A 15,348-nucleotide genomic window follows, 5' to 3' on the forward strand; every position below is an offset into this window, starting at 1 on the left:
GGCCGCCCCGTTCGGCTGGGTACGGGCCGGTCAGCCCGCGAGGACGTCTTCGGCGTCCAGCGTGGCGCCGACCGCCTGGATCACCGCGGCGATCTTGAAGGCCTCCTGGATCGTCTCGCGGTCCACGCCTGCCTTGCGGAGCACCTGCTCGTGCGAGTCGAGGCACTGGCCGCAGCCGTTGATCGCCGACACCGCCAGCGACCACAGCTCGAAGTCGGTCTTCTCGACGCCCGGGTTGCCGATGACGTTCATCCGCAGGCCCGCCCGCAGCGTGCCGTACTCCGGGTCCGACAGCAGGTGCCGGGTCCGGTAGAAGACGTTGTTCATCGCCATGACCGCGGCGGCGGACTTGGCCGCGGTGTACGCCTCCGGCTTCAGGTTCTCCCTGGCCTCCGGCTCCAGCTCCCGCAGCACGCGCGGCGAGCGCGAGGCGATGGCGCAGGCGAGCACCGTGCCCCACAGCTGCTGCTGCGGCAGCTCGGAGTTGCCGATCACCGAACCGAGGTTCAGCCTCAGGTCCTTGGCGTAGTCCGGTACGGCGGCCTTCAGCTCATCGAGGGCCATGCTCACTCACCGGCCAGGAGCTTGACCGGGTCGAGGGTGTCCTCGCCCTTGCTCCAGTTGCAGGGGCACAGCTCGTCGGTCTGCAGGGCGTCCAGAACCCGCAGGACCTCCTTGGGGTTACGGCCGACGGAGCCGGCGGTCACCATCACGAACTGGATCTCGTTGTTGGGGTCCACGACGAAGACGGCGCGCTGTGCGAAGCCGTCCTCGCCCTGGACGCCGCAGTCGCTCATCAGCTCGTGCTTGGAGTCCGCGAGCATCGGGAAGGGCAGGTCGCGCAGGTCGGCGTGGTCCTTGCGCCAGGCGTGGTGGACGAACTCGGAGTCGCCGGAGACACCGAGGATCTGCGCGTCGCGGTCGGCGAACTCGTCGTTCAGCTTGCCGAATGCGGCGATCTCGGTCGGGCAGACGAAGGTGAAGTCCTTCGGCCAGAAGAAGACCACTGACCAACCCTTCTCGCGGTCCTTGCTGGAGAAGGTCTTGAACTCCATGGCGCCCGCCGGGCCTACGACGCCGGTCAGTTCGTACGTGGGGAACTTGTCACCAATGGTGAGCATTGTCTGGCTGACTCCAAGATCGTTGGATTGGTCAGCCCCAACATGCCACAACGGAACTGATCACAGAAATCGCCACTTCGGCTGGCGTTGATCGAAGATGGCTATCAGTGCGGGGTGGGCCTTCGGCCGTGTACGAGTCCGCAGGCCTGGCTTCCCCCGGCCGTTACTTCTCCAGCCGGTGGAACACCTTTCCATTACGTGGCTCTGCGCCCAGCGCCTCGTAGAACGCGAGGGCGGGCGCGTGGGAACAGGCCGCGGCATGGTCGGCGGAGCTGGAGGAGGTGCCCGCTGCCGCACGGTTGAGGCGCCCTGACCGCCGGGCAGGCGTCACTGGGTGATGACGGTGATCGTTCCGGTGCCGCCTGCTCGTCTTGGTCGGGCCGCGGCCCAGATTGACGGGTTCCTTCACTCAATCCGACGTGACCATCCGCGACTTGGCGACGATCAGCCGCTGCCCCGGGTGGATGAGATCCGGGTCGGGGATGTTGTTCCACTTGACGAGTTGCTGGACCGTCGTCCCGAACTGGGCGGCGATGGCGGTGAGTGTGTCACCGGGCTTGACCGTGTAGTAGGTCTCCTGGGGCGATTCAGACTTGGCGACGATCAACCGTTGCCCGGGGTGGATGAGATCCGGGTTGGGGATCGCGTTCCACTTGACGAGTTGCGGGACCGTCGTCCCGAACTGGGCGGCGATAGCGGTGAGTGTGTCGCCGGGCTTGACCGTGTAGTACGTGAGGTTCGATGCTTGTGTTGTCATACCGCCAATATTAGCCCGTATGGCCCCATATCGCTCGTCGAGCTACGAGTGGAGGCGTGGGTGCCGAAAATTGCGTCCGCCCTGGTCGGGCCGGGTGTTGGGAGGCTTCCGCACTCGCTGGAAGGTTTCGCAGACCTTCTGCCCTGAGGTGCGACGTGGTTGACCGTAGGCCCATGCCGCAACCGCTCACCGTTCCGCCGAGTCAAGTCAAGCGGCTTCTCGAACTCACCATGGAGGACACGGCCTTAGTTGCTTCGCGCCGCGCGACGGGGCCTGTCGACGGTGATGCGGGCAGGAGAGTTGGGTGCGGTCGCCGCTGGCGCGTAGCTCTTCGAGGACCAGGGGAGCCTCGTCGGCGCCGTGGGTGACCCGCAACGTGTGAACAACCGGCGTGGCGTCGGGGAGTTCTAGGGCGGTGCGCTCGTCGGGGAGGGCATGCGGGCGCGGACGGTCTCCGACCACCACAGCTTGTGCCCCGCCTTGATCGCGGCGGGTGTGGTGGTGGCGCGTACGAAGGAGCCCTTGCCGTGGCGGACTTCGGTGAGCCCTTCTGCTCCACAGGCGGGATTGATCGCAGGAATCGGTAGACTTGTTGGTGTTGATCGGAGGTGGTTATCAGTGGCTGTGGGCAGTGCGAGCGGGAGAGGTGCGGGGCGCGGTGGGAACGGCGGTGCACGGCAGCCCAGTCTGTCCCAGTTGCGCGCTTTCGCCGCGGTCGCCGAGCACCTCCACTTCCGGGACGCCGCGGCCGCCATCGGCATGAGCCAGCCCGCGCTCTCCGGGGCCGTCTCCGCTCTGGAGGACGTACTCGGGGTGCAGCTTCTGGAGCGCACGACGCGCAAGGTGCTGCTCAGCCCGGCGGGGGAGCGGCTGGCGGCCCGCGCCCGTACGGTCCTTGACGCCGTCGGCGCGCTGATGGAGGAGGCGGAGGCGGCGCGGGCGCCCTTCACGGGGGTGCTGCGGCTCGGTGTGATCCCGACGGTCGCGCCGTACCTGCTGCCGACCGTGCTGCGGACCGTCCACGACCGCTACCCGGATCTGGACCTCCAGGTCCATGAGGAGCAGACCGCCTCGCTGCTCGACGGGCTCGCGCACGGGCGGCTGGACCTGCTGCTGCTCGCCGTGCCGCTGGGGGCGCCCGGCGTGACCGAACTCACGCTCTTCGACGAGGACTTCGTGCTGGTGATGCCGGAGGACCACTGGCTGGGCGGGCGCGGCGACATCCCGCGCGAGGCGCTGCGCGAACTGGACCTGCTGCTCCTGGACGAGGGGCACTGCCTGCGCGACCAGGCGCTCGACATCTGCCGCGAGGCGGGCAGGGAGGAGGGGGCACCGGTGACGACGAGCGCGGCCGGGCTCTCGACGCTGGTGCAGCTGGTCGCGGGCGGGCTGGGGGTCACGCTGCTGCCGCGTACGGCGCTGCGGGTCGAGACGGGTCGCAACGACCAGCTCTCGACGGGCTACTTCGCGGACCCGGCGCCGTCGCGCCGCATCGCCCTGGCGATGCGGTCGGGCGCGGCGCGCGCGGACGAATTCGAGACCTTCGCCACGGCGCTCCGCAAGGCGCTCCGCGCCTTGCCGGTCCGCATCTGCGATCCGTAACGCGCCCAGCGGCAATCTTTCCCGCGCCGGAATGGATTCCCCACCGGGACGCAAGCCGCGAAACGCCCAGCCCGCTATCTTTTCGCCGCCGCGACAGTGGATCGCGAGATGGCGCAGCCGACTTTTCCCGCCGCGACGGCGAAACGCGAGATGGCGCAGCCCGGCGGTGCCGAACTGACCGCACCATGGGGGTCCATGGGCCCCGGCCGGATTGGCACCGCCGGGCTGCGCCGTACGCGTTGCTCGCCGTCGCGGCGGGAAAGAGAACGCCGGTGTGGCACCGCAGGGCTACGCCGTAGGAGTTGCTCGCCCTCGCGGCGGGAAAAGAATCACTCCGTGCGGAGGCCGTCCGGGCGCATCATGCGCCATAGCGGCGGCAGGCTGACCAGGGTCACGAGCAGGATCACCGCCGCCCCCGTACCCGTCATCGTGCCAAGGCTCGACCAGTCGATGGCCACCGGCTGGTCGACCATCTCCAGCAGCACCGCCCCCAGCGCGAGCCCGCCCGCCACCGACAGCGCCAGCCCGAGCACCACCGGTACCGCCGTCTGCCAGAAGACGGACCACCCGATGGTCGTGCGGCGCGTGCCGAAGGCGACCAGGACGGACAGCAGCCGCTTCCGCTCCCGCAGCTGCTCCAGCATCGTCACGATCATGCTGGCCCCGATCAGCAGCAGCGTCGCGGTGGCGCCGATGAACAACGCGCGCCGGATGCTCTCGAATTCGTTGCTCACCTCGGTGTCCTGCAGAGTCATGACGTCAATCGTCGGGTTGATGGCCGCGGCGGCGTTGCGGACGTGCTCCACCGCGTCGGGCTGCTTCGGGTCGAGCTTCAGCATGGCGACGGCGTTGGCGTTGCTGAGCCGTGCCACGTCCATCGCGGACGGGGTGGCGAAGATGCCGGTGTGCTCCCAGCCGACCGGGTCGGGCCTGGTGTCCGCCACACGGGCCGAGGCCGGGATGGTCCACGGCTTCGGCTCGCTCGTGGGCGTGCCCGTCTCCGTGAGCTTGAGATCGACCGTGTGGCCCGGCGTCGTGAAGCCGTAGTCCGGATCCGGCTTCGTGACGAAGACGTCCCCGTCCTTGCAGGCGCCGATCCGCAGGAGCTCTCGCAGCGTGGCGCAGTCGCCGATCGTGAGGGTCTCGGTCCAGACGTCCTCCGCCTTACGGGCCTTGCTCTCGGCATCCGCGACGTATGCCTCGGTGAGGCCGAACACCCCCCGTACACCCTCCGTGCCGCGGAACTTCCCGAGGACGTCCCGGGCTTCGGCGCCGCTGGTCACCTCGACGGACACCTGCACCTGAGCCCGGTCCGGGTCCTGGCCGGTCTCCTTGGTGCTGCTGTTCTCCGCGCTGGCGAACAGCATCTGGATGGCGATGGCACCCGCGACGGCGATCGTGATGCCGCTCACCGTGCGCGACGCCGTACCGCTGCTGAGCTGGAGCCGGCGGGTGGCGAGCTGCCAGGGCAGCGGGCCGCCGCCGAACCGGTTGACGACGGCCTCGACGAGCCAGGGCAGTACGGCCGTGACCCCGATGAGCAACAGCACGGCTCCGGCCGCGACTTGGTAGATCTCGCGGTCGCCGGCCCGCCCGAATCCGCCGCCCATCAGCGGGTACAGCAGGCCGAGGCCGAGGGCGGGGAGGGCCAGCCGCCACCACAGGCGCCGACGGCGGGTGGCGGCGTTCCGTACGACTCCCAGCGGCTCGATCGTGACGCCGCGCAGCGCGAAGAGCGTGACCGCGACCGCGCACGCGGGCACGGCGACGGCGATCAGCGCTGTGAGCGCCGGGCTGGGTGTCACATCGGACGGGAAGACGCTGGTGTCGAACAGCGTGACCGAGCTGACGAACTGCCGGCCCACCAGGAACACGGCGCAACCCACCGCCAGTCCGGCGAGCGAGGCGACCAGCGCCTCACCCGCGGCGATCCTGCGGGTCATCCGGGCGTCGGCGCCCACGAGCCGCAGCGCCGCCAGGCGCCGGTCGCGGCGCTCGCCGCCGAAGCGCACTGCGGTCGCGATGAAGATCGCCACGGGCAGCAGCAGGACCACACAAGCGATGATGACGAGCAGGAGCAGCTCGGGCGGGAGCGGATCGCTCTTGCTGGTGGCCCCGAAGTGGTCGAGCCGGGCGCTGTGGCCCTTGGCGAATGTCTCGGGTGTCTCGGGAGCGGCCCCCGCGTAGAAGGCGAGCTCGTTCGGCTCGAGCAGGCCTTCGTCGCCGATCGTGCCCGTGATGCGGTAGTCGAGGCGCTCCTTGAGGAGCTTGCCGTCGGGCGAGGCGAGGAGGTCCGCGAGGGCGGGTGAGACCACCATCTCGCCGGGCCGGGGTATCGCGGAAAGGCCGGGCGGTACGGGCGGGTTGTCGCCGTCGGGCGACATGACGAGGCCCTGGATGTCCTTGCCGTGGTACGTCGTGTTGGCCTGGCCGATCCGGAGCGTCTTCGGGCCCGGTTTCAGGTCAGGGTTCACCATGGTGCTCTCGATGGAGCGGGCGTCACCGCGGGCGTCCCGGGCGGCCTTCAGCGCGGGGACGGCGGATGCGGCCAGCAGGAGCGCGACGCCCAGGCCGACGCCTATGGCGGTGAGGAGGGTGCGCGCCCAGCTCTCGCGGCCGCCGGTGAGCGCGAACCGGGTGCCCATCGCGAGGTCCGCGGCCCACCGGGAGACGCCGGCGCGGGCCGGCGGCTCCCCGGAACCCGTGTGCTCGTGCGTGCCGGCCGGGCGGCCGGTCATGGTGCCGCTCATCCGACGGCCGCCATGTCCCGCGCGCGGCCGTCCCGTACGACGACCTCGCGGTCGGAGTACGCGGCGACGCGCGCCTCGTGCGTGACGAGCACGACCGCGGCCCGGGTCTCCCTGGCCGCCTCGGTGAGGAGCTGCATCACGCGCTCGCCGTTGAGGGAGTCCAGCGCGCCGGTCGGCTCGTCGGCGAAGAGCACGCGCGGCCCGGTCACCAGGGAGCGGGCGACCGCGACCCGCTGACCCTGGCCGCCGGACACCTCGCCGGGCCGTTTGGCCCGTACGTCGCCGACCTCCAGCCGCTCCATCCACTGGAGGGCGCGGGCCTCGGCCTCCTTGCGCCGGACGCCGTTCAGCCGCAGCGGCAGCGCCACGTTCTCCACGCAGGACAGCTCGGGCACGAGCTGGCCGAACTGGAACACGAAGCCGAACTCGCCGCGGCGCAGCGCGCTCCGCTCGGCATCGGTCATCGCCGACAGCTCGCGGCCCCGGTAGTGGACCGTGCCCGTGTCGGGCCGGACGATCCCGGCCAGGCAGTGCAGCAGTGTCGACTTGCCCGAGCCGGAGGGGCCCATGACGGCGACGACCTCGCCGGGGTGAATGCTGAACTCCGCGCCGTCCAGGGCGGGAGTCGGGCCGTACGCCTTGTGCAGGGCGGCGGCGGAGAGCAGGGAACCGGTGGGGGTCACGAGCGGACCTCCTTCGCGAGCTGGTCGAGTCGGGCGGCGGCCAGCTCGAGCCACCGCAGGTCCGCTTCGAGATGGAAGAGTGCGTGATCGCAGATCAGCTGGTCGGCGATGTCGCCGGAGGACTTGCGCCGGGTCAGTTCCCGCATCAGCCGCAGATGCTCGGAGCGCTGCGAGTCGAGCAGCTCGGCGGCGCTGCGGCCGGTGAGCAGCGCGAGCACGACCTTCGTGTAGAGGGTGCTCTGCAGATACGGCTCGGGCTTCTCCGGCTGCGCGAGCCACTGCTCGACGTCGGTGATCCCGGCGTCGGTGATCGCATACCGCTTCCGCTCGGGCCCGCCGCCGGGCTCGATGCCCTCGACCTCGACGAGTCCGTTCTTCAGCAGGCGCGACATGGTCGAGTAGACCTGCCCGTAGTGCAGCGGGCGGTCGTGACCGAAGCGCTCGTCGAAGGCGCGCTTGAGGTCGTAACCGTGGCGGGGGCCGGACTCCAGGAGTCCGAGCAGGGTGTGGCCGATTGACATGTCCGGGACTCTACACCATGCGTATACCTCGCGTGTATAGAGAGAGTGGATAGCTCATTCCCGCAGGTGCAGGGGAGAGTTGGCGCAGGTGCGGGACGTGAGGCGGCCACGCAGCTCGTGGTCGTCAGTCGCGCTGCGGGTCCTGCGGCTGCTCGCTGCCGGCCTCCTCGGCGGAGGAGCGGGGCGGGCGGCCCCGTCTCGGCATCGGGCCCGCCGACTTCGGGAGGCGGCCCGTGTCCGCCAGGGCCCTGCGGAGCAGGAACTCGATCTGGGCGTTCGTGCTGCGCAGCTCGGCCTCCGCCCAGCGCGCGATCGCGTCGTGCACGGCGGGGTCCAGCCGCAGCAGCACCTGCTTGCGCTGCTGCGGCCTCCGCTTCTGCTGGGGGTCCCTCCCGCGCCGATGGCCGTGGGGGAGGTGTTCGTCGTCCGTCACCGGGCCGCCGTCACTGGTAGAGCGTCCCCGTGTTGAGGACCGGCTGCGGGCTGCGGTCGCCGCACAGCACCACCATGAGGTTGCTGACCATCGCCGCCTTCCGCTCCTCGTCGAGGTCCACCATGTCCCGCTCGGAGATCCGCGCCAGCGCGGCCTCGACCATGCCGACCGCGCCGTCCACGATCTGCCGCCGGGCGGCGACGACCGCGCCCGCCTGCTGCCGCTGGAGCATCGCCGAGGCGATCTCGGGCGCGTACGCGAGGTGGGTGAAGCGGGACTCGACGATCCGGGCGCCCGCCGCCTGGACGCGGGCGGCCGGCCCGGGCCTATCCCAGCCCGAGGACGGAATCGACCTGCAGGGTCACCGTGGCGCCGATGGACTCGGGCAGGGTGAAGGACTCGCCGGGAGGATAGACGGCGTGCACCCTGTACTCGCCGAATTCCGGCTCGGTGAGCACGCGGACGCGGCGGTTCTTGCGGTCGACGATCACGTAGACGGGGATGCCGGCGATGGCGTAGGCGAGGACTTTCTTCTTGAGGTCGTTGCCGTAGTTGGAGGACGTGACCTCCAGAACCATGCGGAAGATCGCCGGGTCGTAGCAGTTGTGCTCGATGAGGTGGTCGTCGTAGTCGGCGTCGACGACGGCGAGATCGGGGACGGCGAAGTCGAATGGCCCGTCGGGGAGCCATACGCCCACGGCCTGCATCACCCCTGACTGCTCGCCATGCAGGCCCGCCGCGATAAGCGGGATCATGATGTCTGTCAGCCGATGCGCATGGGGCATGTCGGGCGGTGGCGTCACGGTGATTTCTCCCCCGATGATCTCGACGCGGTGGCCGGGCAGCTTCTGGGCAACCTCCTCAGCTGCCTCAAGCAATGTCGGCTCGTCGTCGTAGCAGGGGTGCTCGACTGATTCGGCGGACATGGCGTTCCTCCTGACGGCCGGATGTCGAGAGCATCATCGTAAGGCGCGGGATCAGCCCGCGTCATGATTGGCGTCCTTCACCCGTACGGGGATGCGGGGCGGGCTCGTGCGTGCGGGGCGCAGCAGGTCGAGCCCACCGTCTATGCGCTGTGCTACCCCTCCACTGACCTGCGGTTTCGGCATCTGTGGCGCGTCCGACACGGGTTTGCCCGTCTCGCCCAGGCAACCCTTCGCCCGCCTCGCCAGTCAGTTCCTGTGAAGCCGGGTGCTGATTCTCACGTCCGGAAAAGCCTTGATCGTTGAGTGTTTGACCCCAGATGTGGTGCTAGCTTCGTGAGGCTTTGTGGGGGCGGACGGAACTGGAGCAGCGAAGAGATGGGACGAGCCGAAGCGAGACGGGCGCGGCAGCGCGGCCGCCGGGGCGGCGCGCGTCGCGCGAAGCCCAAGGGCGGCATACGCCGCTTCTTCACCTGGCGGAAGCTGTTCGGCGCCTTCCTCACCGTGTGCGCCCTCGGCATCGGTGCCTTCATCGCGCTCTACCTCTACGTCGACGTCCCCGGGGCTAACGCCCTGGCCCAGGCGCAGAGCAACGTCTACAAGTACAGCGACGGCACCGTCATCGCGCGGACCGGTGACGTCAACCGCGAGGTCGTCCCGCTGACCAAGGTGCCCAAGGACGTCCAGCGCACCTTCGTCGCCGCCGAGAACAAGACCTTCTACAGCGATTCCGGCGTCGACCTGAAGGGCACCGCCCGCGGCCTGATCAACACCGTCACCGGCAAGGGCAAGCAGGGCGGATCCACCATCACCCAGCAGTACGTCAAGAACTACTTCCTGAGCTCGGAGCAGACCGTCACCCGGAAGGCCAAGGAGCTGATCATCTCGCTCAAGGTCGACCAGGAGCAGACCAAGGACGAGATCCTCGCCGGGTACATCAACACCAGCTACTACGGGCGCGGCGCGTGGGGCATCCAGGCTGCGGCCCGTGCGTACTACGGCGTGGACTCCGACGACCTGACCGTGGAGCAGGGCGCGTACCTCGCCGCGCTGCTCCAGGCACCGAGCCAGTACGAGTGGTCGTCCGCCAGCGAGGCCTCGCGCAAGCTCGCCCTCCAGCGCTGGAACTACGTGCTGAACAACATGGTCGAGATGGACTGGCTGGATCCGGGCGAGCGCTCCCGCATGAAGTTCCCCGAGCCGATCACCCCGAAGCCCGCCCCCGGCCTCGAAGGCCAGGCCGGCTACCTCGTCGAGGCCGCCAAGGCCGAGCTGATCTCCTCCGGCGCCGTCGACGAGAAGGAGCTGGACGCCGGCGGCTGGAACATCACGCTCAACATCGACCGCAAGAAGCAGCAGGCCCTGGAGAAGGCCGTCGATACCGAGCTGATCGACGACCTCGACCTGAAGGGCCGCAAGGCCGACCAGGACGTCCAGCCCGGGGCGGCCTCGGTCGACCCGAAGACCGGCCGGGTCGTGGCGCTCTACGGCGGCCAGGACTTCGTCGAGCACCAGATCAGCAACGCGACCCGCCGCGACTACCAGGCGGCGTCCACTTTCAAGCCGCTCGTCTTCGCGACCGCGCTGGAGAACGGCGCCGAGACCCAGGACGGCGTGCCGATCACCGAGGACACGATCTACGACGGCACCAGCAAGCGCCCCGTCGAGGGCAGCACCACTCCCTTCGCCCCGCCGAACCAGGGCGACAAGGACTGGGGTCAGGTCACCGTCAAGCGGGCGATGAGCAAGTCGATCAACTCCGTCTTCGCGCAGATGGGCGTGGACGCCGGGCTGAAAGACGTCAAGCGGACCGCGGTGGGCCTGGGCATGAAGGAGAACGCGGGCGGCTTCGTGGTACGGCCCTCGATGTCGCTGGGCGTGATGGGCGCCAGCCCGCTCGACATGGCCGGCGTGTACGCGGGCCTGGACAACCACGGCAAGAAGGTCGCCCCGCAGGTGGTGAAGACCGCCGAGCGCGGCGAGCAGACGGCCGAGCTGTCGGAGCCGGTGGGCGAGCAGGTCATCGACCGGGAGACCGCCGACCGGGTCACCTCCGTACTGACCGGCGTGGTCGACGACGGTACGGGCGCGGCCGCCCGGTCGGCGGGCCTGGAGATCGCGGGCAAGACCGGCACCTCGGACGACAAGAAGTCGCTCTGGTTCACCGGCTACACCCCCGACCTCGTCACCTCCGTCGGCCTCTTCGGTGAGGACACCTCCGGAAAGACCACCAAGCAGGTCTCGCTGAAGGACGTCGGCGGCGGTGTGTTCGCCAACGGCGGCGGCTATCCGGCCAAGATCTGGGCCGGCTACACCCGGGCCGCGCTGAAGGGCGAGGCGCCCGCCGAGTTCGACCTGGACACCGGCCAGGGCGCGGGCGTGGCCCCCGCCCCGACGGTTCCCCCGACCACGGCCGACCCCGTCCCTGAGCCGACCCCCACTCCGACCGGTGAGTCCCAGACCCCGGACGAGCCCACCCCCAGCACCTCCGTCCCGCAGGACCCGACTCCCACCCCCTCCTTCCCGAGCCCGACGGCGAGTTCGCGGCCCCCGAGACCGACCGGGGATCCGACGCTGCCGGAGCCCGGAGACGACGATCCCTCGGCGCGATCGCCGGGGGAGTAGTCCGGGGGAAGTGAGATCCGGGCCAGGGGCCGCCGCCCCGGTCGCAACGCGTCGCGCATGAGCCGCGGTTCAGCCGCGCCTCAGTCGCCGTTGACCTCCTTGTTGATGCGGTCGCCCAGGTCCTGGTCCACGTTGCGCCAGTACTGGACCGCCCGCGCGAGGACCGGCCGGCTCACCCCGTTCTTCAGGTGGCCCGAGATGTTGGAGACGAGGCGGTCGCGCGCCGCCTCGTCGAGAACCTCGCGCACCTGGGTGCCCGCCTGTCCCCAGTCGTCGTCCTCGCGGTGCAGCCGGTACGCCTCGCGCACCATCTCGCCCGCCGCCTGCCAGCCCTGCGGGTCGCCGTAGCGCGCGGTGTCGGCGGCCGGGCCACCGTACGAGTTGGGGGCGTAGGGTGCGCCGGTCCTGGCGGGCTCGTAGCGCATCGGCCCGTCCTTGGCGTAGGAGTGGACCGGGACGTGCGGCCGGTTCGGCGGCAGCTGGGCGTAGTTGGGGCCGATCCGGTACCGGTGGGTGTCCGCGTAGGAGAAGATCCGGCCCAGCAGCATCTTGTCCGGGGACACGCTGATGCCCGGGACGAGGTTCGAGGGCTCGAAGGCGGCCTGCTCGATGTGGACGAAGTAGTCCTCCGGGTTCCGGTTGAGCGTCATCCGGCCGACCTCGATGAGCGGGTAGTCGCCGTGTGGCCACACCTTGGTCAGGTCGAAGGGGTTGAAGCGGTAGTCCGCCGCGTCCTCGAACGGCATGACCTGGATGTACATCGTCCACGACGGGGCGTTGCCGGAGGCGATGGAGTCGAACAGGTCGCGCCGGTGCGCGTCGCCGTCCTCGCCGGCGAGGGCGTCGGCCTCGGCCTGGGTGAGGAAGTCGATGCCGTGGTCGGTCTTCATGTGGTACTTGATCCAGAAACGCGCGCCACCGCCGTTGATCCACATGTAGGTGTGCGATCCGTAGCCGTTCATGTGGCGGTACGTCTTCGGGATGCCGCGGTCCCCCATCAGCCAGGTGACCATGTGGGCGGACTCCGGGGACAGCGTCCAGAAGTCCCACTGCATGTCGTGGTCGCGCATGCCGTTGTCCGGGCGCCGCTTCTGACTCCTGATGAAGTCCTGGAACTTCATGGGGTCCCGGACGAAGAAGATCGGGGTGTTGTTCCCGACCAGGTCGTAGTTGCCGACTTCGGTGTAGAACTTCAGCGCGAAGCCGCGGGGGTCGCGCCAGGTGTCGGGGCTGCCCTGCTCGCCCGCGACCGTGGAGAAGCGGGCCAGCATCTCCGTGGTCCTGCCGGGCTGGAACAGGTCGGCCTTGGTGAACTGGCTGACGTCGTTCGTGACGGTGAAGGTGCCGTACGCACCCGCGCCCTTGGCGTGCACCACCCGCTCGGGGACCCGTTCCCGGTTGAACTGGGCCATCTTCTCGATCAGGTAGTGGTCGTGCAGGAGGATCGGGCCTGTGTCGCCGATGGTGAGCGAGTGCTCGTCGCTCTGAACGGGGACGCCGTGGTTGCTGGTCGTGTACGGGATCTTCTGGCTGGACTCAGTCATGGAGCGCCTCGCAGTGCGTGGGGGAGGATTATGCCCTTTGTGTCCAGTTGGCCAGTGAACTCCGCCGACGCGTCGTCAGCAACCACCGGGACCGGGCCCACTCCTGAAGTTCGTACACGCGGCGGAGTCGTGCGTCCCGCGCTCGGGCGGTCACATACGCGCCGGCCCGCCCAGCTCGAACCACACCACCTTGCCGGTGCTCAGCCGGGTCGCACCCCATCGCCGCGCCAACTTGTTGACCAGGTACAACCCGCGCCCGCCCTCGTCGGTGTGGCGCGCCTGGCGCAGCCGCGGCAGCTGCGGCACGTCGTCCCCGACCTCGCAGCGCAGCACGTCCGTACGCAGCAGCCGCAGCGTGATCGGCCGCTCCGCGTACCGGACCGCGTTCGTCACGACCTCGCTGATCAGCAGCTCGACCGAGTCGGTCAGGTCCTCCAGGCCCCAGCGGGCCAGCGCCCGCCGGGCCAGTCGGCGCGCCTTGCCCGGCGCCTGCTCGTGCGGGTCCAGGAACCAGTACGCGACATCGCTCGGCGCGATCCCGTCGAACCGGGCGGCGAGCAGCGCGATGTCGTCGTCCCGGTCGCCCGGGCCGAGCATGTCGAGCACCTCGTCGCACAGCGGCTCGAGCGGCGGCGGATGGTCGGGGCCGGTCAGCCGGGCGGTCGCGGTCAGCTTCTCCCGCAGCTGCTCTATCCCGGTCCAGACGTCGCGCAGCCGGGACTCGACGAGCCCGTCGGTGTAGAGCAGGAGCGTGGCCCCGGCGGGGGCGTCCAGCTCCACGGCCTCGAAGTCGACCCCGCCGACGCCGATCGGCGCGCCCGGCGGTACGCGCAGCACCTCGGCCCGGCCGCCCAAGTGCAGCAGAACGGGCGGCGCCGATGCCCTGCGTTGGCCACCATGATCCGGTGCGCGACCGGGTCGTACACCGCGTACAGGCAGGTCGCCATGCGGTCGCTGCCGAGCCGCTGCGCCTGCTCGTCGAGGTGGTGCAGCACCTCCTGAGGCGGCAGGTCGAGCCCGGCGAGCGTCTGCGTCGTGGTGCGCAGCTGGCCCATGATCGCGGCGGAGGTCATGGAGTGGCCCATGACGTCGCCGACGACGAGGGCGACCCGGCTGCCGGGCAGCGGGATCGCGTCGTACCAGTCGCCGCCCACCCGGGCGGTCTCGGCGGCCGGCAGATAGCGGCTGGCCAGCCGTACGCCCGTGGGCTGCGGCAGCGTCTCGGGGAGCATGGTGCGCTGCAGCGCGTCGGCGATGTACGCCTCGCGGCCGTACAGCACGGCCTTGTCGACGCCGAGCGCGGTGTGCGTGGCGAGTTGAGCGGCGACCAGCAGGTCGTCGGCCTCGAACGGGGGCCGCTCCGGGCGGCGGAAGAAGACCGCGGCGCCGATCACCCGGCGGCGGCCGCGCAGCGGCGCGAGGACGGCCCGCTGGCCGCCCGGGACGGTGTGGCCGGGGCCCAGCAGCTCGGGGAGCGCGGCGCGGGCGGCCGCCGAGTCGCCGAACACCGGCCGTACGCCCCGCAGCACCTCGGCGAGCGGCCCGCCGGGGCGCACCTCGGCGTGCTCGGCGGCCTGCGGGAAGTCGGCCTGCAGATTGAGCATGGGCAGCCGGCCGCCGTCGGTGTCCTGCTCCTCCGGGATCCGGTCGGTGCGGCGGAGGCGGAGTACGACGGGGCCTACGGGGCGCTCGTCGCCGACGGGCAGCGGGTCGCGGAGGTAGACGAGGATGACGTCGGCGAAGGTGGGGACGGTGGCCCGGCACAGGCCGAGCACGATCTCGTCGAGGTCGATGCCCCGCGCGATCCGGCGCGTCGCCGCCCCGACGAACCGCAGCCGGTCTCCCTCGCGGGACGCGCCGCCGGTCTCGATGACCGGCCGCCCGTCCACCAGGGGCTCACCCGGGCCTCCGGCGCCGGCGGCAGGGGCCTTGCCCATCGGCTCGGACGCGGCCCGCTGGTGCCCGAGCGTCGCGCTCGGCTCGCCGCCCTTCGGGCGGTTGCGCCGACTCGCGCCGGTGGCGGCGTTGCGGTCCGCGCCTGCGCTCTCCGGCTCGGTCGGGTGCTGTGCGCCCTGGGACGGGTCGGCCGGGGAGGCCGAGGCCGACGCGCGCGTGCGCCGGTCCGCCGTCGAGGAGGCCGCGTCGGCGGCCGCGGCTCCGCCCCGCGAACGGGTGCGCCGGGCCGCGCCGGTGGCGGCGTTGCGGTCCGCGCTGCGCCGCTGTGGTTCGTTCGGGTGCGGGGCACCGGACGGGGGGTCCGCGGGCGGGCCCGCCGGGGCGTCGGTCGCCGCCGCGGCGCGGCCCAGCCCGTCGGCGGCCGCCGACGCGGCGGAGATGCCGTCGGCCGGTGGCCGTTGACGGCCTATGGTGCCGTCCCGCTCTGCGGATC

11 protein-coding genes and 2 pseudogenes are annotated in these 15,348 nt (G+C 70.8%); 2 read left to right on the forward strand and 11 right to left on the reverse strand.

All coding sequences use genetic code 11. The features are described from left to right. Positions 1–30: 30 nt before the first annotated feature. The 3 genes from ACTWQC_RS29435 to ACTWQC_RS29445 form a co-directional block, all read right to left on the reverse strand. Positions 31–564 carry an alkyl hydroperoxide reductase gene (locus ACTWQC_RS29435; RefSeq protein ID WP_443318874.1) on the reverse strand — a complete coding sequence of 178 codons (534 nt, stop codon included), beginning with the start codon at positions 562–564 and terminating at the stop codon, positions 31–33. Positions 565–566: 2 nt separating this feature from the next. Beyond that, the gene (locus ACTWQC_RS29440; RefSeq protein ID WP_443318875.1) at positions 567–1,121 is read right to left on the reverse strand and encodes a peroxiredoxin; all 555 of its coding nucleotides are present in this window, start codon (positions 1,119–1,121) and stop codon (positions 567–569) included. A 409-nt stretch (positions 1,122–1,530) separates the two neighbouring features. After that, entirely contained in the window at positions 1,531–1,878 is a 348-nt protein-coding gene (locus ACTWQC_RS29445; protein ID WP_443318876.1) for a LysM peptidoglycan-binding domain-containing protein, read from the reverse strand. Positions 1,879–2,574: 696 nt separating this feature from the next. Here ACTWQC_RS29445 and ACTWQC_RS29450 point away from each other — a divergent pair. Next, a complete protein-coding gene (locus ACTWQC_RS29450) occupies positions 2,575–3,480 on the forward strand; it encodes a hydrogen peroxide-inducible genes activator (protein WP_443318877.1) in 906 nt (301 codons plus the stop codon). Between the two features lie 329 nt (positions 3,481–3,809). Here ACTWQC_RS29450 and ACTWQC_RS29455 read toward each other — a convergent pair whose 3' ends face one another. The 6 genes and pseudogenes from ACTWQC_RS29455 to ACTWQC_RS29480 all read right to left on the reverse strand — a co-directional run bounded on the left by ACTWQC_RS29455 (position 3,810) and on the right by ACTWQC_RS29480 (position 8,793). Beyond that, positions 3,810–6,230: an ABC transporter permease gene (locus tag ACTWQC_RS29455; RefSeq protein WP_443318878.1), complete on the reverse strand. Its 2,421-nt coding sequence runs from the start codon at positions 6,228–6,230 to the stop codon at positions 3,810–3,812. Then, positions 6,227–6,913 carry an ABC transporter ATP-binding protein gene (locus tag ACTWQC_RS29460; RefSeq protein ID WP_443318879.1) on the reverse strand — a complete coding sequence of 229 codons (687 nt, stop codon included), beginning with the start codon at positions 6,911–6,913 and terminating at the stop codon, positions 6,227–6,229. Before ACTWQC_RS29460 ends, ACTWQC_RS29455 begins: the two co-directional genes overlap by 4 nt. Next, positions 6,910–7,434 carry a PadR family transcriptional regulator gene (locus ACTWQC_RS29465; RefSeq protein ID WP_443318880.1) on the reverse strand — a complete coding sequence of 175 codons (525 nt, stop codon included), beginning with the start codon at positions 7,432–7,434 and terminating at the stop codon, positions 6,910–6,912. The genes ACTWQC_RS29460 and ACTWQC_RS29465 overlap by 4 nt, the downstream gene beginning before the upstream one ends. 124 nt (positions 7,435–7,558) lie before the next feature. After that, a complete protein-coding gene (locus ACTWQC_RS29470; RefSeq protein ID WP_443318881.1) occupies positions 7,559–7,867 on the reverse strand; it encodes a hypothetical protein in 309 nt (102 codons plus the stop codon). A 10-nt stretch (positions 7,868–7,877) separates the two neighbouring features. Beyond that, positions 7,878–8,180: pseudogene (locus ACTWQC_RS29475) on the reverse strand (SPFH domain-containing protein); the annotation flags it as partial. Between the two features lie 13 nt (positions 8,181–8,193). Beyond that, positions 8,194–8,793: a Uma2 family endonuclease gene (locus ACTWQC_RS29480; protein ID WP_443318882.1), complete on the reverse strand. Its 600-nt coding sequence runs from the start codon at positions 8,791–8,793 to the stop codon at positions 8,194–8,196. A 375-nt stretch (positions 8,794–9,168) separates the two neighbouring features. On the opposite strand from ACTWQC_RS29480, the gene ACTWQC_RS29485 reads away from it, so the two are divergent. Then, a complete protein-coding gene (locus tag ACTWQC_RS29485) occupies positions 9,169–11,415 on the forward strand; it encodes a transglycosylase domain-containing protein (RefSeq protein ID WP_443318883.1) in 2,247 nt (748 codons plus the stop codon). A gap of 80 nt (positions 11,416–11,495) precedes the next feature. Here the strand turns inward: ACTWQC_RS29485 and ACTWQC_RS29490 are convergent, their stop codons facing one another. Together ACTWQC_RS29490 and ACTWQC_RS29495 are read right to left on the reverse strand one after the other, a co-directional pair. Further along, a complete protein-coding gene (locus tag ACTWQC_RS29490; protein ID WP_443318884.1) occupies positions 11,496–12,959 on the reverse strand; it encodes a catalase in 1,464 nt (487 codons plus the stop codon). Positions 12,960–13,109: 150 nt separating this feature from the next. Continuing rightward, positions 13,110–15,295, reverse strand: a pseudogene (locus tag ACTWQC_RS29495) (SpoIIE family protein phosphatase). Positions 15,296–15,348 lie beyond the last annotated feature (53 nt).

Source organism: Streptomyces sp. 8N616 (assembly GCF_052246385.1).
Classification (GTDB): Bacteria; Actinomycetota; Actinomycetes; order Streptomycetales; family Streptomycetaceae; genus Streptomyces.